Raw genomic sequence first — 20,050 nt, forward strand, 5'->3', positions numbered from 1 at the left:
CGACAGGTCTCCGAGGGGCGCTATGAACCCATCCCTGGGCGCTTCTTTGGCCATCCATGGCCAAAAACCCCCTCTTCGACCTGCCCCCGGCGCCCCCTCACTGCATCGAGAAGCCTGCCGGCCGCCCATGACGCCGCCCGGCCCCTCGGGCTATAATCGACCCCATTTTTCGCGTCCCGCACGGCCGGCCTGACAGGCCCGCCGTGCCGCGTCGTCGCCACCTCCTTCGACCCGGAAGACCCCATGGACAAGACCTACCAACCCGAGCAGATCGAAACCCGCTGGTACGAGCGCTGGGAAGCCGACAACCGCTTCGCCCCCTCCGGCGAGGGCGAGCCGTTCTCCATCATGATCCCGCCGCCCAACGTCACCGGCAGCCTGCACATGGGCCATGCCTTCCAGGACACCATCATGGACACCCTGACGCGCTGGCGGCGCATGCAGGGTCGCAACACCCTGTGGCAGGTGGGCACCGACCACGCCGGCATCGCCACCCAGATGCTGGTGGAGCGCAAGGTCGCCGCCGAGGAAGGCAAGAGCCGCCACGACCTCGGGCGCGAGGCCTTCACCGACAAGATCTGGGAGTGGAAGCACGAGTCCGGCGGCCACATCACCCGCCAGCTGCGCCGCATGGGCGCCAGTGTCGACTGGTCCCGCGAGCGCTTCACCATGGACGACGGCTTCTACAAGGCCGTGCAGGAAGTCTTCGTGCGCCTCTATGAAGAGGATCTGATCTACCGCGGCAAGCGGCTGGTCAACTGGGACCCGACCCTGCACACCGCGATCTCCGACCTCGAGGTCGAGAACAAGGACCAGCAGGGCCAGTTCTGGCACTTCCGCTACCCGCTGGCCGACGGCGTGACCACCGACGACGGCAAGGATTACCTGGTCGTCGCCACCACCCGTCCCGAGACCCTGCTCGGCGACAGCGCCGTGGCGGTCAACCCGGAAGACCCGCGCTACGCCTCGCTGGTCGGCAAGTTCGTCGAGCTGCCGCTGGTCGGCCGCCGCATTCCGGTCGTGGCCGACGAGCACGCCGACATGGAGAAGGGCTCCGGGTGCGTGAAGATCACCCCGGCCCACGACTTCAACGACTACGAGGTCGGCAAGCGCCAGAACCTGCCGCTGATCAACGTCTTCTCCAAGGACGCCGCCGTCCTCGAGGCCGCCGAGGCGTTCGACCTCCAGGGCCGCCCGCTGGCCGACATCGACACCTCGCTGCCCGCCGCCTACTCAGGCCTCGGCCGCTTCGAGGCCCGCGAGCGCCTGGTCGCCGACATGGACGCCACCGGCCTGCTCGAGCAGGTCGAGACCGTCAGCAACACCCTGCCCTACGGCGATCGCTCCGGCGACGTCATCGAGCCGCTGCTCACCGATCAGTGGTTCGTCGCCGTCGAGGAGCTGGCCAAGCCGGCCATCACCGCGGTCGAGAACGGCGACATCGAGTTCGTGCCGAAGAACTACGAGAACATGTACTTCGCCTGGATGCGCGACCTCCAGGACTGGTGCATCTCGCGCCAGCTGTGGTGGGGCCACCGCATCCCGGCCTGGTACGACGCCGAGGGCAACGTCTACGTGGCCCGCACCGCCGAGGAGGCCCGCGCCAAGCACGGTCTGGCCGCCGACCTCGAGCTGACCCAGGACGACGACGTGCTCGACACCTGGTTCAGCTCCGGGCTGTGGACCTTCGGCACCCTGGGCTGGCCCGAGCAGACCCCGGAGCTGGCGACCTTCCATCCGTCCAGCGTGCTGGTCACCGGCTTCGACATCATCTTCTTCTGGGTCGCCCGGATGATCATGATGACCCTGAAGTTCACCGGCGAGGTGCCCTTCAAGCAGGTCTACGTGCACGGCCTGGTGCGCGACGGCCAGGGCCAGAAGATGTCCAAGTCCAAAGGCAACGTGCTCGACCCGATCGACCTGATCGACGGCATCGACCTGGACGCCCTGGTCGAGAAGCGCACCGGCAACATGATGCAGCCGCAGAAGGCCAAGGCCATCGCCAAGGCCACCCGCGGCGAGTTCCCGGACGGCATCGAGCCCCACGGCACCGACGCCCTGCGCTACACCTTTCTGTCCCAGGCCACCACCGGCCGCGACATCAAGTTCGACATGGGCCGCCTCGACGGCTACCGCAACTTCTGCAACAAGCTGTGGAACGCCTCGCGCTACGTGCTGATGAACGCCGAAGGCGAGGACTGCGGCGTCTCGCGCGACGGACAGGGCGGCGAGGTCGAGCTGTCGCTGGCCGACCGCTGGATCATCTCCCAGCTGCAGAAGACCGAGGCCCAGGTCACCAGGGCGATGGAGGAGTTCCGCTTCGACCACGCCTCCCAGGCGCTCTACGACTTCGTCTGGAACGAGTACTGCGACTGGTACCTCGAGCTCTCCAAGCCGGTGCTGTGGGACGACGGCGCCTCTGATGCCGCCAAGCGCGGCACCCGCCGCACCCTGGTGCGCGTGCTCGAGGCCGTGCTGCGCCTGGCCCACCCGATGATGCCCTACATCAGCGAGGAGATCTGGCAGCGCGTGGCCCCGCTGGCCGGCGTCGAGGGTCCGTCCGTGATGACCCAGCCATGGCCGCAGGCCGACGAGGCGCTGATCGACGAGGACGCCACCCGCGACATCGAGTGGCTCAAGGGCGTGATCGTGGCCATCCGCAACATCCGCGCCGAGATGAACATCGCCCCGGGCAAGCCGCTGGAGGCGCTGCTGACCAAGGGCACCGCCGGCGACAGCGAGCGCCTGGAGGCCAACCGGCTGTTCCTCTCCAAGCTGGCCAAGCTCGAGAGCGTCACCTGGCTCGAAGATCCCGAACAGGCGCCGCTGTCGGCCACCCAGCTGGTCGGCGAGATGGAAGTGCTGGTGCCCATGGCCGGGCTGATCGACAAGGACGCCGAGCTCGCGCGTCTGGCCAAGGAGATCGAGAAGCAGGACAAGCTGATCGGCGGCATCGAGAAGAAGCTCGGCAACGACAGCTTCGTCGCCAAGGCCCCCGAGGCAGTGGTGCAGAAGGAGCGCGACAAGCTGGCGGACTTCGCCGCCGCCCGCAAGGTACTGGTGGAACAGCGCGACAAGATCGCCGCGCTCTGACTCCGAGCGCTGAGGAGAACGGTGCGACAAGCTCGCGCGGTTCTCCTGGCGAAGCCGCCCGCAAGGTGCTGGTGGAGCAGCGCGACAAGATCGCGGCGCTCTGACTCCGGGCGCTTGAGGAGAACGGCGCGACAAGCTCGCGCGATTCTCCTGGCGAAGCCGCCCGCAAGGTACTGGTGGAGCAGCGCGACAAGATCGCCGCGCTCTGATCCTTCTTTCGCCAAGCACTACTCCCACTCGGCCCCGCCTATGGCGGGGCCGAGTGCTTCACGCCCGCCGGTCGAGCCGCCCACGGCGAACAGCGATCGATCGGGACAGTTAGCAAACACTGTTTTTGATTCTCGGTATCGATTAAAATAACCGGCTAATCCTTATCAGGGTATTGGTCATGCAGCTGCGCCGAATCCTCTTCTACAACCTTCTTGGCTTCGCCTTGATCGCGAGCTGGTGGCTCCCCACCGCACTGGCCTGGACCCGCCTCGACGACGACGTCTTCTACTTCTTCAACCAGTTCATCGGTCCCGCCTACCCGTACTGGACCGAATTCCTGGCGGCACTCAACACCCGCACCTTCGACCTGGCGATGTTCGCGGTGCTCATGGTCATGATGTTCTTCGCCATGCACCGAGACCCCAGGGGCAGCTGGCAGAAGTGGCTGGCGATCGGCCTGGTGATGTCGGCCGTGGCCGCCCTGCTCGGCGAGCTGCTGCACCAGAACCTGCTGGCGGCACGCCCGAGCCCCACGCTGTGGCACCAGGATGTCAACTTCCTGAGCGAGCACACCGCCCTGGCGGCCAAGGACGAGGCGTCCAACAGCTTCCCCAGCGATCACGGGCTGATGGCCATGGTGTTCGCCAGCTTCATGCTGCGCTTCGCCGACCGGCTGATCGCCAGCCTGGCGGTGGCCCTCAGCGTGCTGGTCACGCTGCCGCGCATCATGGGCGGCGCCCACTGGGTCAGCGACGTCTATCTCGGATCGCTGGCCATCGCCCTGGTCGTGCTGCCCTGGGTGCTGTGCAATGCCTCGATCTCTACGCTCATCAGGCGGCTGGCGACGTTCTTCGACGGCGCCTGTCGGCGCCTGGGTCCGGTCCGCTCCTGGCCCCGGCGGCTGTACGACCAGCGGGGCATGCTCAAGCGCATCTCGGCCTACAACCTCGCCGGCGTGCTGTTGCTGCTGAGCTGGGCCGTGCCGCATGGCATCCTGTGGACCGACCTGGACGACCATCTCTTCTGGCTGTTCAACGCCTGGATCTCGCCGGAGAACCCCCACTGGGCCGACCTGCTGGCGGTGCTCAACTCACGCGCCTTCGACGCGATCTCCTTCGGGATACTGGGCCTGCTCTTCACCCTGGCCATGCGCCGCGACACGCGCGAGGATCGCGTCCGACACTGGACCGCCATCGGCGTGACCATGCTGATCACCGCCGGCATCGTGGCGCTGATCACCAATGAGGCGATCAGCTACGGCCACCCCAGCCCGACGCGCTTCTTCGAGCACGCCGCGCGGCTGACCGACATCGTCAGCATCCCGACCAAGGATTCCGATGCCAACAGCTTCCCGGGCGACCATGGCCTGATGCTGATGGTCTTCGCCGGCTTCATGCTACGCTTCGCGGATCGCTGCATCGCCGGCTGGAGCCTGGCCTTCGTGGTGCTGCTCAGCGCGCCGCGCATCCTGGTCGGCGCCCACTGGTTCAGCGACGTCTACATCGGCGCGCTGAGCATCGCCCTGCTGCTGCTGCCCTGGGTGCTGTGCACGCCGATGGCCGAGGGGCTGACGCGCGCCATTCGACAGGCCCTGCCGCGCCTCCCGCTCCGGCACTGAGCCGGTCGGCGACGGCGCCCCCACGACAAAGGCCCGCCTGATTCAGGCGGGCCCTTGTCGTCTTTTCCTCTGATCGTCCTGGCGGTATCGACCGCCTCAGTCGACGCGGCGGAAGCCGCCCAGCACGTGCTGGTCGGGGCCGAAGAACACCAGCCGGTCATGATCGATCAGGTAGCGATAGGCCTCGTCCAGCATCTCGGTGACCTGGCGGGCGCCGGCCATGTTCGGGCAGGCGCGGCGGGTCGAGGTCAGCGAGGAGAACTCGATGCGGTTCTGCGCATCCAGCGCGACACTGCCGGTGAAGCGGTTGCAGCCGTCGCTGCCGGTGACGTTGCCGTCCGCCGCGACCTGGAACCAGGGCGTGGCCGGCATCTCCAATCGCTCGCTGGTACCCACCAACAGCAGGTTCCAGCGAGGCCCGACCACCGGGCCGGAAACGGTGTCGCCGGGCGGGGGGACCGGCGCGGGGCCGGCGGCACAGCCGGCCATCAGCGCGGCCAGCATCAGCGGCAGGGCAAGGCGAAGGGGGGCAGACATGGTGTCATCCTTGAACGTTGGCGGGAGCGTATCGATATCGAGATCAAGCTTGCCCCAGGCCGGCGTCTCGGACAATGCTTTGCGCATCCCATCGAACAAGGAGAGGTCCCATGCTCAACGCCCTGCACAACGATCCCCTCGGCAAGCTGCTGCTGCGACTCGCCGTGGGCGGCCTGATCCTGTTTCACGGCATCTCGAAGCTGCTCAACCCCGGTTCGTTCGACTGGATCGGTGGCCTGCTGGAGGGCTATGGGCTGCCCGCCGTGCTCGCCTACGGCGTGCTGATCGGCGAGGTCGTCGCCCCGGTGATGGCCATCCTCGGCTGGCAGACCCGACTGGCGGGCCTGCTGATGGCCGGCAACATGCTGGTCGCGGTGCTGCTGGCCCACACCGGCGAGCTGTTCATGCTCAACGACAACGGCGGCTGGCAGCTCGAGCTGCAGGGCATGTTCTTCGCCGGCGCCCTGGCGCTGGTCTTCCTCGGCAGCGGACGCATGGCGCTCCGGCCCGACTGAGCGCCCGCGCCACTGCCCCGCACAAACAATGCCGCCGACGGGCCTCCGTCGGCGGCATTTTCATTACCGCAGGACAGGCCGGCGGCCGCTTACCAGCTGCCGGTGTTCTCCATGGATGCCCACGGCTCCTTCGGTGCCTGCGCCTCACCGGCCTGCAGCAGCTCCACGGAGATGCCGTCGGGACTCTTCACGAAGGCCATGTGGCCGTCGCGGGGCGGGCGGTTGATGGTCACGCCGTTGGCCTGGAGGTGCTCGCACAGCGCATAGATGTCGTCCACGCGATAGGCCAGGTGGCCGAAGTTGCGGCCGCCGGTGTAGGTCTCCGGGTCCCAGTTCCAGGTCAGCTCGAGCTCCGGCGCCTGCAGCTCCGTGGAGCGCGACTCGTCTGCCGGGGCGGCGAGGAACACCAGGGTGAAGCGCCCCTTCTCGTTCTCCTTGCGGCGCACTTCCTTGAGCCCCAGCAGGTCGCAGTAGAAGTGCAGCGAGGCGTCCAGATCGCTGACCCGGACCATGGTGTGCAGATATTGCATGTCTCTCCCTATTTCGCGGATCGATTGAATTTCACAAGTGCTGTCGGCGGGGGCATGCTGAGGCATCATGCTCCCCGACGCCTTCCTCGACGAGCAGGTTCCATGAGCCACTACTGTGACCTGGCCCCCGGCCATCCGTTTCACGGCCCCTATCACGACCATGAATACGGCTTCCCCGTTGCCGATGACGACACGCTGTTCGAGCGCCTGGCCCTGGAGATCAACCAGGCGGGACTGTCCTGGCTGACCGTGCTCAAGAAGCGCGACGCCTTCCACGACGCCTTCGAGGGTTTCGCCGTCGACCGCGTGGCCGCCTACGGCGATGTCGAGCGTGCCCGGCTGCTGGCCGACGCCGGCATCATCCGCAACCGCCTCAAGGTCGACGCCGTCATCCACAATGCCGGCGTGATCCAGCACCTGCGCGACGAGCACGGCAGTTTCCACGCCTGGCTGGAGGCCCATCATCCGCGCCCCCACGCCGACTGGGTCGGGCTCTTCAAGCGGACCTTCCGCTTCACCGGCCCGGAGATCGTCGGCGAGTTCCTGATGAGCAGCGGCTACCTGCCCGGCGCCCATCGCGACGACTGCCCGGTCCAGGCCCGCGTCCTCGCCGCCGGCCCCGCCTGGGCCCGGGCCAGCGAGACGACACGCCCCGCCCCCTGATATCACCGCGACCCGAGGACCCTCTTCGCCCATGGATTCCCTGACACAGGCCGCGCTGGGCGCGGCGATCGGCGGCACCGTACTGGGCCGACGGCTGGGCCGCAAGGCGGTGCTGATCGGCGCCGCCCTCGGGACCCTGCCCGACCTCGACGTGGTCATCGACTACGGCGACGCGGTGGCCAACGTCACCCAGCACCGCGGCTTCAGCCATTCGCTGTTCGTGCTGGCCGGGCTCGCGGCCCTGCTCGCCGGGCTATCGGCCCGCTTCGTCAAGGCGCGGGACATTTCCCCGGGACGCTGGCTGGCCTTCTTCGGCCTCTGCCTGCTGACCCACCCGCTGCTGGACGCGCTGACCACCTACGGCACCCAGATCTGGTGGCCGCTGGACCTTCGCCCGACGGCCTACCCGCTGGTGTTCATCATCGACCCGTTCTATTCGCTGCCGCTGCTGGCGACGGTACTGATCGCCCTGTTCAGCGGACGAATCGGCGCCACCCGCTGGGGGCTGGCACTGTCCTGCCTGTACCTGGTGCTGTCGTTGGGCGCCCGGACCCTGATCGAGCAGCGCGTGGAGCCGGTGCTCGCCGAGAACGCCCTGGAGGACGCGCCGCGTCTCATCCAGCCCACACCCTTCAATATCCTGCTGTGGCGCGTCAGCGTGGCCGAGGCGGACCGCTACCACGAGACGCTGGTCGGCGTCTTCGATGGCGACCGGCGGCCCCGGCTGGAGCATTTCTCCCGCGGCAGCGAGTGGGAAACCGTGGTCCGGGACGATGCCAGCGGGCGTCGCCTGGACTGGTTCGCCGGCCCCTTCCTGCGCTACGAGGTCGACGAGAGTCGGGAGCCGGCCACCCTGGTGGCCACCGATCTGCGACTGGGCTTCCCGGGCTTCCACGCCTTCCACTTCGCCCTCGCCGAGCGCACCGACGACGGCTGGCGGCCGCTCGCCGCGCCCTACCAGCTCGAGCCCCGGCGCCGTGACAGCGAGGCGGCGCTGAGGCGGCTGGGCACGCGAATCCTCTCCACCGAACCGCGGCTCTGCGTCGGTCAGTTCGTCGAGCCTCGCTGGCGGCTGTCGACGTCCGCCACCTGCTGACCGGCTATCCCAGAACGCGAACAGGGCGACCCAAGGGTCGCCCTGTTACGCGATGGATGATGCTCAGGTCGGCATCGCCGGCTCAGAGGCGCTCGACCAGGCCGGCGATGGCCTGGCGGGCCTCGTTCATGGCCGCGTCGTGCTTGGCCTCGCCCATGTTCAGCCCCTCGGCGAACACGGTATCCACCTCGCCGATGCCCATCAGGCCCAGCATGTGGGTGAGGTGCGGGGTCTGGCTATCGAGCTCGGAGCCGGCATACTCGCCGCCGCGCGCCGCCAGCAGAATGGCCCGCTTGCCTTCGATCAGGCCCACCGGGCCGTTCTCGGTGTAGCGGAAGGTCACGCCGGCGCGCAGCACGCGGTCGAACCAGGCCTTCATCTGCGACGGTACGCCGAGGTTGTACATCGGCACGCCGAGCACCACCACGTCATGGGCCAGCAGTTCCTTGATCAGGGCGTCGGAACGGGCCGCCAGCTCGCGCTGCTCGGCATCGCGCTCTTCCGGGGCCACCTGCCAGCTGGCGAGCTCCGGCAGCCCCAGGTGCGGCAGATCGTCGGCCACCAGATCGCGGCGAGTGATCTCCACGCCGTCGCGCTCGCCGGCCAGGGTGCTGAAGTGATCGGCCAACGCCTGGGAGTTGCCGCCGAGGATGGAAGAGGTCAGGACGAGGACGCGGGTCATGGCGATCTCCTTGAAGCTTCGTGAGCGTAAGAATGATCGCCATTATATATTCGTTTTTGGCCACGATAAGCGGAAAAAACCGCGCCTATCATTCGATCGCGTCGAACATCCTGCCCCTCAGGGCGCGATCCCCTGCCCGCAGCCCCGATAGGTCTCGCCGTTGAGCGACAGCGTCACCCGGGCCGGCCAGGGCTGGCCGCTCATGTCATCGAAACAGGCCTTGGCCTCGATGCGCAGCGTGAAGGGCCGCGCTGCCTGGCCGCTGGCCAGGATCACCCGGCCGGCGCCGTTGTCGAGGGTGGTCACCCGATAGGGCAGCGTCATCTCACGCTCGCCGTAGTCGAGCGTCAGGTCGAGCTCGGGCACGTCGTTGGCCAGTGCCAGGTGCCAGCCCGGCTCGTTGCCGCGGCCGTGGAACATCACGCCGGGATGGCCTTCGCGGGTCAGGGCATCGAGGGTGATGTCGCGCCGGCAGTCCAGCCGGCCCCGCTGGCTCTCGACCAGCGCCTCGTCGCCCTTCAGCCATACGCTCAGCCCGCCGCTCTGATAGCGGCTGCCACTGGCCACCACGGACGGCGTGAGCCGCGTGGCGCCGAGGGCCGACCACAGTCGCAGCTCGTCGTCGCCCTCGGCGGTCACCAGATCCTGGGCCGGGGTGCAGCGCCAGCCGACCAGCTCGTCGGCCTCGCCGGGAAACAGCGTCGACGGCAGCAACGGCGCCTTGGGCGCGTCGGCCTCGGCGGACGTGCCCGCGTCACTGGTCTCGGGCGGCTCGGGAGCGGGCTCGGGGGTCGGCGAGTTGACGTAGGTGATGCAGCCGGACAGGCCCAGCGACATCAGCAGCGGCAGGGCGATCCGGCAGGAAGAAAGGCGGAACATGGCAATGACTCCTTGTGCGACGAGACTCCATCGTCGCCAGCATACCAGCCGCCGAGCGCATTTGGCGCCATGCCCGCGCTCCGAAGCCATGGCACGACCTCGACGCGGGCCGCGGCATCCGACTGGCCCATACGTCTGAATAAAACTAAACTTGCTCTTCATCATCATGAAGTTAGCTCAAAAGCATGCTCGAACTCCGCCACCTCCGCACGCTCATCGCCCTGCGCGACGCCGGCTCCCTGGTCGAAGCCGCCGAGCGGGTGCACCTGACCCAGTCCGCCCTCTCCCACCAGATCAAGGACCTGGAGGAGCGGCTGGGCAGCCCGCTGTTCCTGCGCAAGACCCGGCCGGTGGAATTCACCCGCGCCGGGCTACGCCTTCTGGCGCTGGCCGAACAGGTGCTGCCCCAGGTTCGCATGGCGGAACGCGACCTGGCCCGGCTGGCCGGCAACGAACAGGGCCGGCTGCACATGGCCATCGAATGCCATAGCTGCTTCCAGTGGCTGATGCCCACCGTGGACCACTTCCGCGATCACTGGCCCGAGGTGGAGATCGACATTCCCGGCGGCCATCACTTCGACCCCCTGCCGGCCCTGGCCCGGGAGCAGCTCGACCTGGTGATCACCGCCGATCCACAGCCGCTGCCCGGCGTCCACTACGAACCGCTGTTCCGCTACGAGGGACTGCTGGCCGTGGCCCGCCAGCACCGCCTGGCCGGACGCCCCTTCGTGGCGCCGCAGGACCTGGTCGACGAGACGCTGATCACCTACCCGGTGGAGCATGGACGACTGGACGTCTTCACCCAGTTCCTCGACCCGGCCGACTGCCGGCCCCGCGAGGTACGCACCGCCGAGCTGACGATCATGATGATGCAGCTGGTGGCCAGCGGCCGCGGCGTCTGCGCGCTGCCCAACTGGGCGCTGACCGAATATCTGGAGCGGGACTACGTTAAGGCGGTGCCGCTGGGCGAGCACGGGGTGTGGAGCACGCTGTTCGCGGCGATCCGCGAGGAGACGCGCGATGCGCCCTGGATGGAAGACTTCCTGCGCACCGCCCGGGAGACCTCGTTTGCGGTGCTGGAGGGCGTCAAGCCGGCCTGAGTGCCCGGCTCAGGCGTCATGCCCCGCGGCGCGCTGGGGCAGCAGCAGCGTGAAGCGAGCCCCGCCGAGCGAGGGGCTGGCGTCCACCATCACGCTGCCGCCGTGCCAGGCCATCACCTTCTGCACGATCGACAGCCCCAGGCCGTAGCCGCCCGAGTTGCGGGCCCGGCTGTCGTCGAGACGCGCGAAGGGCTTGAAGATCTCGCTGCGCTTGGCCACCGGCACCCCGGGGCCGTCATCCTCGATGTCGATGCGCACCAGCCGTGGCTCGCCGTGGATGCGGATCAACACCCGGGCGCGGGCATGGCGGCAGGCATTGGCCACCAGGTTCTGCAGGGCCCGCTGCAGATAGCGCGACTCGGCCGCGGCCTCCACCTCCTCGCCGGGCACCAGGCTGAGGCTCAGCTGGGCGTGCAGCGGGTGCAGCGCCTCGATGACGCGTTCGGCCATCGCGCGACACTCCACCAGCGAGGTCTCCATGGGCACGCCGTTGGCCGTCTCGCTGCCCAGGCGCGCGTAGGTCAGGATCTCGTCGACCAGGTCGTCGAGCTCGGTGATGTCGGCGTCGATGCCCTGCAGATGGCGCCGCACGCCCGGCTCGTCGGTCATGTCCTCGACCATCTGAACGGCGAAGCGGATACGCGCGACCGGGGTGCGCAGCTCGTGGGACACCGCCCGGATCATGTCCTGCTGGCCGCGCAGCAGCGACTGCACCTGAGTCGCCATGCCGTTCAGCGCCATGCCCAGCCGACTCAGGAAATCGTTGCCCTCGACCTTGACCCGGGTGTCCAGGCGGCCGGCGGCGATGCGGGTGGCGGCCAGTTCCAGGCGTGCCATGCGTGCCTCCACGCCGCGCACGATCAGGTAGATGATCACCGCCAGCATGCCCAGCAGCATCAGCAGCAACAGCAGCAACAGCGACGCCGGCAGCGGCTCGAAGGCGTTGAGCGGGCCGACCTCGACCCACTGGGTCCCGCCCGACGCGACCGGCAGCTGAAGATAGAGCGACATCGCCCAGCGCTGGGGCAGCAGGCGCACCACCACCTCGGCATCGCTCAGCGAAGCCAGACGCGTCGGGTCGAGCCCCTCGGGCGGCGTGTCGGTCAGGCTCAGCTGGATCACCCCGCTACGCAGCCGGTCGAGCCGCGCCGCGCGGCGCTCCGGGGGCACCTCGACCAGCCACTGACCCAGCTGCCGCGCCAGGCCCACCAGCTGATGCTCACCCAGCGAGGCCAGCTCCAGGCGCAGCAGCCGCGGCTCGTCGTCCAGCCGGCGGTGCAGCAGCCAGCCCATGGTCTCGGTCTGACGCACCAGGGTCTGGCCGCCCTCGAGCCGCGCGCGCTCGAAGTAGCCGAGCGGATAGTCGGTCATCTCGTGCAGCGACAGTCGAATGCCGAGCCGGGCGCTCTGTTCGCGCAGCCAGGCGTCACGCCTGTCCGCGGGCAGCGCCTCGAGCCGGGCGCTGAACAGCGTCATCGGCGCCTCGGCGAGCTGTTCCTGATAGTGCTGACGCCGCACCTTGTCGACCACGGTGATGGCCAGCAGCGCCAGGGCGAAACTCATCACCAGGGCCAGCGCCAGCAGCACGTAGACCCGCAGGAAGGTGCTGTCGGACAGGGCCCTGGGCAGCAGGCGGAAGGACGCCATCAGCCTTCCTTGACGAACAGGTAGCCCTTGCTGCGCACGGTCTTGATCCGCTGCGGCTGGTTGGGATCGTCACCGATCTTGGGGCGAATCCGCGAGACCCGCACGTCGATGGAGCGATCCTGACCGTCGTACTTGATGCCGCGCAGCTGGGAGAAGATCTCTTCCCGGGTCAGCACCCGGCCGGCGTTGCTGGCCAGCAGCCACAGCAGATCGAACTCGGCGCTGGTCAGGTCGACGCGCTCGCCGGAGAGGAAGGCCTCACGGGTCGAGCTGTCGATCTCCAGCGGCCCGAACGCCAGCCGCGGCTCCTCACCGACGGCGCCGGTCTCGCGGCGACGCATCAGCGCCCGCATGCGCGCCAGCAGCACCCGTGGCTGCACCGGCTTGGCCACGTAGTCGTCGGCGCCCATCTCCAGCCCCAGCACCTGGTCCATGTCGTCGGTACGGGCGGTGAGCATCAGGATCGGCCCGGGGTAGTCGGCGCGCACCCGACGGCAGATCGACAGCCCGTCCTCGCCGGGCAGCATCAGGTCCAGAATCACCAGGTCGGGCTGCAGGGCGAGGATGCTGTCGACACCCCGGGCGCCGTCGGGCTCGAGAGTCACCCGAAAGCCGTTGGCCTCGAGGTAGTCGCGGGTCAGCTCGGCCAGGCGCTCATCATCCTCGATGATCAGTACGTGATCCTGCTCGGAAGGGTCCAGGCTGTCGTCCATTTGTGCGTCATCTTCCTCAATGGGCGTGCGGATGGTGTGGGTCGTCGGCACTCGTCCGACCACCGATAGCTAAAGAATACCCGACAACGCGTTCCTTCGCTCGTCGACGCCCACCCCGAATCGGCGCCAGCGGCCCAACCGCGCGGGCTGGCGAGAAGCCCTCGAAACACCCCCCGAAAGGTCACAAATCATCCACAAAGTTATCCACTTGATGAACGAGGGAAAGCACACTATCTTGTGCCCGCTTGGGGCTAGCACACCATATACTGTGCCATAGCAACCACTCCAGATTCTGTCAACCGTCGTGCCCACGGCGGCCTTCTTCAATCGACAAGGTAGGGACCCCGGCGCCATGGATACCACCGCTGCCCAGGACCACTCGTCCGTCTCCGTCACCGCTCCGCAGACCCTGCGTGTCATCAAGCGCACCGGCGATGTCGCGCCCTTCGATGCCGGCAAGATCGCCGTGGCCCTGAGCAAGGCCTTCATCGCCGTGGAGGGCGACAACGCCGCCACCTCCTCGCGGGTCCGCGACTTCGTGCAGCAGGCCTCCGAGGGCATTGCCCAGGCCTTCCAGCGCCGCATGCCCGACGGCGGCACCGTGCACATCGAGGATATCCAGGACCAGGTCGAACTGGCCCTGATGCGCGCCGGTGAGCAGAAGGTCGCCCGCGCCTACGTGCTGTACCGCGAGGAGCACGCCCGGGCCCGCGCCGAGGCCGGCGCCGACATCGAGAAGCCGCACCCGACGCTCAACGTCACCGCGCCGGACGGCAGCACTCGCCCGCTGGACCTGGGCCGGGTCGAGACCCTGGTCTTCGACGCCTGCGAGAATCTCACCAACGTCGATCCGCAGAAGATCGTCGAGGACTCGCTGAAGAACCTCTACGACGGCGTGAGCGCCGACGGCGTCTCCCAGGCGCTGATGATGACCGCGCGGACCCTGGTCGAGAAGGATCCCAACTACACCTACGTCACCGCCCGCCTGCTGCAGGACAACCTGCGCCGCGAGGCGCTGTCGTTCCTGGGCATCGCCGACGAGGCGACCTACCAGGAGATGGCCGACTTCTACAAGCCGGCCTTCCAGGCCTACATCGAGAAGGGCATCGAATTCGAGCAGCTCGACCCGCAGCTCGCCGAGTTCGACCTCGAGCGCCTGGGCGATGCCCTGGACCACACCCGCGACGCCCAGTTCACCTACCTGGGCCTGCAGACCCTCTACGACCGCTACTTCATCCACCGCGACGAGGTGCGCTACGAGCTGCCCCAGGTGATGTTCATGCGCGTCGCCATGGGCCTGGCGCTCAACGAGGACGACCGCGAGGCGCGGGCCATCGAGTTCTACGAGCTGCTCTCAAGCTTCGACTACATGGCCTCCACCCCGACCCTGTTCAACGCGGGCACCGTGCGCAGCCAGCTCTCCAGCTGCTACCTGACCACCGTGCCTGACGACCTGGACAGCATCTACAGCGCCATCCGCGACAACGCCCTGCTCTCCAAGTGGGCCGGCGGCCTGGGCAACGACTGGACCCCGGTGCGTGCGCTGGGCTCCTACATCAAGGGCACCAACGGCAAGTCCCAGGGCGTGGTGCCGTTCCTCAAGGTGGTCAACGACACCGCCGTGGCCGTGAACCAGGGCGGCAAGCGCAAGGGCGCCGTCTGCGCCTACCTCGAGAGCTGGCACCTCGACATCGAGGAGTTCCTCGAGCTGCGCAAGAACACCGGTGACGACCGTCGTCGTACCCACGACATGAACACCGCCAACTGGGTGCCGGACCTGTTCATGAAGCGCGTCTTCGACGACCAGGAGTGGACCCTGTTCTCGCCGGCCACCTGCCCGGACCTCCACGACCTGTACGGCGCCGCCTTCGAGAAGCGCTACCAGGAATACGAGGAGATGACCCGCAACGGCCAGCTCAAGCTGTTCAAGCGCGTCAAGGCCAAGGACCTGTGGCGCAAGATGCTGTCGATGCTGTTCGAGACCGGCCACCCGTGGATCACCTTCAAGGATCCGTGCAACCTGCGCAGCCCGCAGCAGCACGCCGGCGTGGTCCACAGCTCCAACCTGTGCACCGAGATCACCCTGAACACCTCGGTCGACGAGATCGCGGTGTGCAACCTGGGCTCCATCAACCTGGCCCAGCACGTGGTCGACGGCGAGTTCGACGGCGACAAGCTGAAGAAGACCGTCAAGACCGCGGTGCGGATGCTCGATAACGTCATCGACATCAACTACTACGCGGTGCCGCAGGCGAAGAACTCGAACTTCAAGCACCGCCCGGTGGGCCTCGGCATCATGGGCTTCCAGGATGCCCTCTACGCCCAGGACATCGCCTACGCCTCCGAGGACGCCGTGACCTTCGCCGACCGTTCCATGGAACTGGTCAGCTATCACGCCATCGAGGCCTCCAGCGACCTGGCCGCCGAGCGCGGACACTACCAGAGCTACGAAGGCTCGCTATGGAGCCAGGGCGTGCTGCCGATCGACTCCGTCGAGAAGCTGAAGGAAGAGCGCGGCGCGAAGTACATCGAGGTCGACACCTCCACGACCCAGGACTGGGATCGCATCCGCGACAAGGTCGCCGCCCAGGGCATGCGCAACTCCAACGTCATGGCCATCGCCCCGACCGCGACCATCTCGAACATCTGCGGCGTCTCGCAGTCGATCGAGCCGACCTATCAGAACCTGTTCGTGAAATCGAACCTGTCCGGCGAGTTCACCGTGGTCAACTCCTACATGGTCAACGACCTGAAGGAGCGCGGCCTGTGGGACGAGGTCATGATCAACGACCTCAAGTACTACGACGGCTCCGTGCAGCCCATCGACCGCGTGCCGGACGACCTGAAGGCCAAGTACGCCAGCGCCTTCGAGGTCGAGCCCAAGTGGCTGGTCGAGGCCGCCGCCCGTCGCCAGAAGTGGATCGACCAGGCCCAGTCGCTGAACCTCTACATCAAGGGCGTCTCCGGCAAGAAGCTGGACGTGACCTACCGCATGGCGTGGTTCCGCGGCCTCAAGACCACCTACTACCTGCGCGCCCTGGGCGCCACCTCGGTGGAGAAGTCCACCGTGGACCGCGGCAACCTCAACGCGGTGAGCAACGCCTCGCCCGGCGCCGCCCCGACGCCGTCCGCCGCGCCGGAAGCCAAGCAGGAGCCCAAGGGCATCGACGACTTCCTGCAGGGCAAGAACGGCGGCGGCTCCCGTGCGCCCTCCGCAGGCGAGATCGACGAGCTGGGCTGCGAGGCCTGCCAGTAACGGCGTCACGCGCCACCGCTCGAGCCGGAGGGATCTCCCTCCGGCTCCGCCCCTTCTACCCTTGCCGCAGCGCTCCCCCGACGCGAACGCCTGCGGACCATCCGGCCGACCACCGGGAGAGACACAGATGATCGATTGGAACGAGTTCCACGAAGACGCCACCGCCACCGCCGAAGCCCCGCAGCCGGCTCCGGCGCCGCAGCCCGCACCCAAGGCCGAGGCACCCGCCGAGGAGGTCCGCGACAGCGCCGGCGCCTACCAGGTCGCCGAGCAGGACCGTCTGGCCCGCGCCAAGCAGTCCCTCGAGGAGCTCGACGTGGCCGCCGGCCTCGAGGAACTCGAGATGGGCGCCCAGCGCATCGACGTCGAGCAGAAGCGGATGATCAACGCCCGCGCCGACCTCAACCAGCTGGTGCCCTTCAAGTACGAGTGGGCGTGGCAGAAGTACCTGGACGGCAGCGCCAACCACTGGATGCCCCAGGAAGTGAACATGAACGCCGACATCGCGCTGTGGAAGAGCGCGGACGGCCTCACTGCGGACGAGCGCCGCATCGTCGAACGCAGCCTGGGCTACTTCTCCACCGCCGATTCGCTGGTCGCCAACAACCTGGTGCTGGCCGTCTATCGCCTGATCACCAACCCCGAGTGCCGCCAGTACCTGCTGCGCCAGGCGTTCGAGGAAGCGATCCACACCCACGCCTATCAGTACTGCGTGGAGTCGCTGGGCATGGACGAAGGCGAGGTCTTCAACATGTACCGCGAGGTGCCCTCCGTCTCGGCCAAGTCCGCCTGGAGCCTCAAGCACACCCAGTCGCTGGCCCGCCCGGACTTCCACACCGGCACCCCGGAGACCGACCAGGAGCTGCTGCGCAACCTGATCGCCTTCTACTGCGTGACCGAGGGCATCTTCTTCTACTGCGGCTTCAGCCAGATCCTGTCCATGGGCCGGCGCAACAAGATGACCGGCGTCGCCGAGCAGTTCCAGTACATCCTGCGCGACGAGTCGATGCACCTGAACTTCGGCGTCGACATGATCAACCAGATCAAGATCGAGAACCCGCACCTGTGGACCGCCGAGTTCCAGGACGAGGTCACCCAGATGATCCTCGAGGGCACCGAGCTGGAGATCGCCTACGCGCGCGACACCATGCCCCGCGGCGTGCTGGGCATGAACGCGGCGATCATGGAGGAGTACCTGCACTTCATCTGCAACCGCCGCCTGGCGCAGATCGGCCTCAAGGAGCAGTTCCCGGGCGCCGAGAACCCCTTCCCGTGGATGAGCGAGATCATCGACCTGCGCAAGGAAAAGAACTTCTTCGAGACCCGCGTCACCGAATACCAGGTGGGCGGCGCCCTGAGCTGGGACTGATCGTCCTCTGCTCCTAGCGAGACGCGAGCGTCACGCTCGGCGGGCCATGTCAGGCGACATGGCCCGCTTTGCGTCGCGACGCCGCAATGGGTAGGCTTTGCCGCCGTCCCGCACCCCATCCCGTATCACGTCAAAGGAAGCAACATGCAACTCGGTATCATCGGACTCGGCCGAATGGGCGGCAACATCGCACGCCGCCTGGTGCGCGACGGCCATGAAGTCGTCGCCTACGACCAGGACGCCGCCACCGCCCAGGCCCTCGTCGACGACGGCATCGGCCACGCCGAGAGCCTCGCCGCGCTGGTCGAGAGCCTCGACGCGCCGCGCGCCGTCTGGGTGATGCTGCCCGCCGGCGAGCCGACCGAGGCCACCATCGACGCGCTGGCCGAGCTGATGGCGCCGGGCGACACCATCATCGACGGCGGTAACACCTTCTACAAGGACGACATCCGCCGTGCCAAGGCGCTCGAGCCGAAAGGGCTGCACTACGTCGACGTCGGCACCTCCGGCGGCGTCTGGGGCCTCGAGCGCGGCTACTGCATGATGGTCGGCGCCGAGGACGCGACCTTCGACCGCCTGGAGCCGCTGTTCGACAGCCTGGCCCCCGGCTACGGCGACCTGGAGCGCACCCGCGGCCGCAACGCCCCGAACGAGCGCGCCGAGCGCGGCTACATTCACGCCGGCCCGGTGGGCGCCGGCCACTACGTCAAGATGGTCCACAACGGCATCGAGTACGGCCTGATGCAGGCCTACGCCGAAGGCTTCGAGCTGATGCAGAGCAAGGCCTCGCCGGACCTGCCGGAAGACCAGCGCTTCGACCTGAACCTGGCGGACGTGGCCGAGGTCTGGCGTCGCGGCAGCGTGGTCTCCTCCTGGCTGCTCGACCTCACCGCCCAGGCGCTGGCCGGCGACCCGCGCCTCGACCACTACTCCGGCGCCGTCTCCGACAGCGGCGAGGGTCGCTGGACCGTCGATGCCGCCGTGGAACAGGGTGTCTCCACCCCGGTGCTGGCCAACGCGCTGTTCTCGCGCTTCGCCTCGCGCAAGGAGAACACCTACGCCAACCGCCTGCTGTCGGCGATGCGCTTCGGCTTCGGCGGCCACGTCGAACCGCCCAAGCAATAGGCCGGAAGGCTCATGGGCGCCGGTGCCGGCTCAGGATCAGCGCCAGCCCCACCAGCATGCCTGCCAGGTGCGCGAAGTGCGCCACGCCCTGGCGGGTCCCGGCGATGCCCGACCACAGCTCCACCACGCCGATGACGATCACGAAGTACTTGGCCTTCATCGGGATCGGCGGGATCAGCAGCAGGATGTACTGGTTCGGATAGCGCAGGCCGAAGGCCAGCAGCAGCGCATAGACGCCACCCGAGGCGCCCACCGTGGGCGCGAAGGGGCCGGTCGACATCGACACCACCAGCAGCTGCGCCGCCCCCGCTCCCAGCACGCACAGGACGTAGTAGCGCGCGAAGCGCTGGCTGCCCCAGTCGCGCTCCAGCGGGCTGCCGAACATCCACAGCACGAACATGTTGATGGCCAGATGGAAGAGGCTGCCGTGCAGGAAGGCATAGCTCAGCAGCTGCCAGAGATGGAACTCGCCCGCCGGCAGCCCCGAGGGCAGCGCCTCCGGCGCCGCGCCGAGCGGCCACAGCGCCAGGTAGCGCAGCATCGGCCCCGGCAGCAGCAGCTGGGCCACGAAGGTCAGGCCGTTGGCCGCCAGCAGCAGGCCGATCACCGAGCTCCTGCCGCGTCCCGCCCCGTGCTCCAGCGTGCGTCGCACCCCGCGCCCTCCCTGCTGCCGTCTTCTCAGGGTAGCCGCCAGGCGGGCATGTCGTCGTTGCGCCAGGCTGAGCTCTGGTCGACGCTGAAGGTCCGGGCCGCGCCGCCCTTCGATTTGCCTGAAACTCGTTAGAATGAGAACATTCTCGCCCTCATTTCCCGCCCCGGAGACTCGACGCCCCATGCCCCGACGGTCACTCGCCCCCCTGATGACGCCCCTGTTGCTGCTGCCCGCCGCCGGCCAGGCCGCCGAGCTCGCCCTCGAGCCGCTGACGGTCAGCGCATCGCGTCTCGAGCGTGAACTCTATGCCACGCCCGCCGCCGTGTCCGTGGTGGACGAGGAGCAGATCGCCCAGGGCCAGCCCC

General features: G+C 68.0%; 17 protein-coding genes. 10 read left to right on the top strand and 7 right to left on the bottom strand.

Annotated elements, in window-relative coordinates; translation table 11 throughout:
- The first annotated feature begins 243 nt into the window (after nt 1-243).
- Nucleotides 244-3,093: a valine--tRNA ligase gene (locus tag C9J49_RS09880; RefSeq protein WP_107181388.1), complete on the top strand. Its 2,850-nt coding sequence runs from the start codon at nt 244-246 to the stop codon at nt 3,091-3,093.
- A gap of 388 nt (nt 3,094-3,481) precedes the next feature.
- Nucleotides 3,482-4,921 carry a phosphatase PAP2 family protein gene (locus C9J49_RS09885; protein WP_107181389.1) on the top strand — a complete coding sequence of 480 codons (1,440 nt, stop codon included), beginning with the start codon at nt 3,482-3,484 and terminating at the stop codon, nt 4,919-4,921.
- A gap of 96 nt (nt 4,922-5,017) precedes the next feature.
- Here C9J49_RS09885 and C9J49_RS09890 read toward each other — a convergent pair whose 3' ends face one another.
- Nucleotides 5,018-5,458, bottom strand: a complete 441-nt coding sequence (locus C9J49_RS09890; RefSeq protein WP_107181390.1) for an META domain-containing protein — start codon at nt 5,456-5,458, stop codon at nt 5,018-5,020.
- Nucleotides 5,459-5,568: 110 nt separating this feature from the next.
- On the opposite strand from C9J49_RS09890, the gene C9J49_RS09895 reads away from it, so the two are divergent.
- The gene (locus tag C9J49_RS09895) at nt 5,569-5,973 is read left to right on the top strand and encodes a DoxX family protein (RefSeq protein ID WP_107181391.1); all 405 of its coding nucleotides are present in this window, start codon (nt 5,569-5,571) and stop codon (nt 5,971-5,973) included.
- An 89-nt stretch (nt 5,974-6,062) separates the two neighbouring features.
- Here C9J49_RS09895 and C9J49_RS09900 read toward each other — a convergent pair whose 3' ends face one another.
- Nucleotides 6,063-6,503 (bottom strand): VOC family protein, encoded by a 441-nt coding sequence (locus tag C9J49_RS09900; RefSeq protein WP_035599973.1) that lies wholly within the window; start codon nt 6,501-6,503, stop codon nt 6,063-6,065.
- 102 nt (nt 6,504-6,605) lie between these two features.
- On the opposite strand from C9J49_RS09900, the gene C9J49_RS09905 reads away from it, so the two are divergent.
- Entirely contained in the window at nt 6,606-7,166 is a 561-nt protein-coding gene (locus C9J49_RS09905) for a DNA-3-methyladenine glycosylase I (protein ID WP_107181392.1), read from the top strand.
- A 31-nt stretch (nt 7,167-7,197) separates the two neighbouring features.
- The gene (locus tag C9J49_RS09910; RefSeq protein ID WP_107181393.1) at nt 7,198-8,262 is read left to right on the top strand and encodes a metal-dependent hydrolase; all 1,065 of its coding nucleotides are present in this window, start codon (nt 7,198-7,200) and stop codon (nt 8,260-8,262) included.
- A gap of 82 nt (nt 8,263-8,344) precedes the next feature.
- On the opposite strand, the gene C9J49_RS09915 is transcribed toward C9J49_RS09910, so the two are convergent.
- Together C9J49_RS09915 and C9J49_RS09920 are read right to left on the bottom strand one after the other, a co-directional pair.
- Complete coding sequence (locus C9J49_RS09915) at nt 8,345-8,944, bottom strand: FMN-dependent NADH-azoreductase (protein ID WP_046079565.1); 600 nt, start codon at nt 8,942-8,944, stop codon at nt 8,345-8,347.
- Between the two features lie 117 nt (nt 8,945-9,061).
- Entirely contained in the window at nt 9,062-9,823 is a 762-nt protein-coding gene (locus C9J49_RS09920; RefSeq protein WP_107181394.1) for a COG3650 family protein, read from the bottom strand.
- A gap of 185 nt (nt 9,824-10,008) precedes the next feature.
- Between C9J49_RS09920 and C9J49_RS09925 the strand changes: the two genes are divergently transcribed.
- Nucleotides 10,009-10,923, top strand: coding sequence for a LysR family transcriptional regulator (locus tag C9J49_RS09925; RefSeq protein ID WP_035599496.1), 915 nt, complete (start codon nt 10,009-10,011; stop codon nt 10,921-10,923).
- A gap of 9 nt (nt 10,924-10,932) precedes the next feature.
- Here the strand turns inward: C9J49_RS09925 and C9J49_RS09930 are convergent, their stop codons facing one another.
- Complete coding sequence (locus tag C9J49_RS09930; protein ID WP_107181395.1) at nt 10,933-12,570, bottom strand: ATP-binding protein; 1,638 nt, start codon at nt 12,568-12,570, stop codon at nt 10,933-10,935.
- On the bottom strand, nt 12,570-13,283 hold the full coding sequence (locus C9J49_RS09935) for a winged helix-turn-helix domain-containing protein (RefSeq protein WP_046079567.1): 714 nt from the start codon (nt 13,281-13,283) through the stop codon (nt 12,570-12,572). The genes C9J49_RS09930 and C9J49_RS09935 overlap by 1 nt, the downstream gene beginning before the upstream one ends.
- 352 nt (nt 13,284-13,635) lie before the next feature.
- Between C9J49_RS09935 and C9J49_RS09940 the strand changes: the two genes are divergently transcribed.
- From C9J49_RS09940 to gnd, 3 genes are all read left to right on the top strand, one after another.
- The gene (locus C9J49_RS09940) at nt 13,636-16,539 is read left to right on the top strand and encodes a ribonucleoside-diphosphate reductase subunit alpha (protein WP_107181396.1); all 2,904 of its coding nucleotides are present in this window, start codon (nt 13,636-13,638) and stop codon (nt 16,537-16,539) included.
- Nucleotides 16,540-16,666: 127 nt separating this feature from the next.
- Nucleotides 16,667-17,908: a ribonucleotide-diphosphate reductase subunit beta gene (locus C9J49_RS09945; protein ID WP_107181397.1), complete on the top strand. Its 1,242-nt coding sequence runs from the start codon at nt 16,667-16,669 to the stop codon at nt 17,906-17,908.
- A 144-nt stretch (nt 17,909-18,052) separates the two neighbouring features.
- Complete coding sequence (gene gnd, locus C9J49_RS09950; protein ID WP_046079569.1) at nt 18,053-19,033, top strand: phosphogluconate dehydrogenase (NAD(+)-dependent, decarboxylating); 981 nt, start codon at nt 18,053-18,055, stop codon at nt 19,031-19,033.
- A gap of 10 nt (nt 19,034-19,043) precedes the next feature.
- On the opposite strand, the gene C9J49_RS09955 is transcribed toward gnd, so the two are convergent.
- Nucleotides 19,044-19,685 carry a rhomboid family intramembrane serine protease gene (locus C9J49_RS09955; RefSeq protein WP_220084858.1) on the bottom strand — a complete coding sequence of 214 codons (642 nt, stop codon included), beginning with the start codon at nt 19,683-19,685 and terminating at the stop codon, nt 19,044-19,046.
- 181 nt (nt 19,686-19,866) lie between these two features.
- Here C9J49_RS09955 and C9J49_RS09960 point away from each other — a divergent pair.
- Nucleotides 19,867-20,050 (top strand): hypothetical protein (locus C9J49_RS09960; RefSeq protein ID WP_146612982.1); only part of this gene is annotated, 184 nt, incomplete at its 3' end.

This window comes from Halomonas sp. SL1 (assembly GCF_003030865.2).
GTDB lineage: Bacteria > Pseudomonadota > Gammaproteobacteria > Pseudomonadales > Halomonadaceae > Halomonas > Halomonas halophila.

Excerpts from the sequence above, each read along its gene's own strand:
- C9J49_RS09880 (WP_107181388.1), top strand. The coding sequence starts at position 244 with ATGGACAAGACCTACCAACCCGAGCAGATCGAAACCCGCTGGTACGAG.
- C9J49_RS09885 (WP_107181389.1), top strand. The coding sequence starts at position 3,482 with ATGCAGCTGCGCCGAATCCTCTTCTACAACCTTCTTGGCTTCGCCTTG.
- C9J49_RS09890 (WP_107181390.1), bottom strand. The coding sequence starts at position 5,458 with ATGTCTGCCCCCCTTCGCCTTGCCCTGCCGCTGATGCTGGCCGCGCTG.
- C9J49_RS09895 (WP_107181391.1), top strand. The coding sequence starts at position 5,569 with ATGCTCAACGCCCTGCACAACGATCCCCTCGGCAAGCTGCTGCTGCGA.
- C9J49_RS09900 (WP_035599973.1), bottom strand. The coding sequence starts at position 6,503 with ATGCAATATCTGCACACCATGGTCCGGGTCAGCGATCTGGACGCCTCG.
- C9J49_RS09905 (WP_107181392.1), top strand. The coding sequence starts at position 6,606 with ATGAGCCACTACTGTGACCTGGCCCCCGGCCATCCGTTTCACGGCCCC.
- C9J49_RS09910 (WP_107181393.1), top strand. The coding sequence starts at position 7,198 with ATGGATTCCCTGACACAGGCCGCGCTGGGCGCGGCGATCGGCGGCACC.
- C9J49_RS09915 (WP_046079565.1), bottom strand. The coding sequence starts at position 8,944 with ATGACCCGCGTCCTCGTCCTGACCTCTTCCATCCTCGGCGGCAACTCC.
- C9J49_RS09920 (WP_107181394.1), bottom strand. The coding sequence starts at position 9,823 with ATGTTCCGCCTTTCTTCCTGCCGGATCGCCCTGCCGCTGCTGATGTCG.
- C9J49_RS09925 (WP_035599496.1), top strand. The coding sequence starts at position 10,009 with ATGCTCGAACTCCGCCACCTCCGCACGCTCATCGCCCTGCGCGACGCC.
- C9J49_RS09930 (WP_107181395.1), bottom strand. The coding sequence starts at position 12,570 with ATGGCGTCCTTCCGCCTGCTGCCCAGGGCCCTGTCCGACAGCACCTTC.
- C9J49_RS09935 (WP_046079567.1), bottom strand. The coding sequence starts at position 13,283 with ATGGACGACAGCCTGGACCCTTCCGAGCAGGATCACGTACTGATCATC.
- C9J49_RS09940 (WP_107181396.1), top strand. The coding sequence starts at position 13,636 with ATGGATACCACCGCTGCCCAGGACCACTCGTCCGTCTCCGTCACCGCT.
- C9J49_RS09945 (WP_107181397.1), top strand. The coding sequence starts at position 16,667 with ATGATCGATTGGAACGAGTTCCACGAAGACGCCACCGCCACCGCCGAA.
- gnd (WP_046079569.1), top strand. The coding sequence starts at position 18,053 with ATGCAACTCGGTATCATCGGACTCGGCCGAATGGGCGGCAACATCGCA.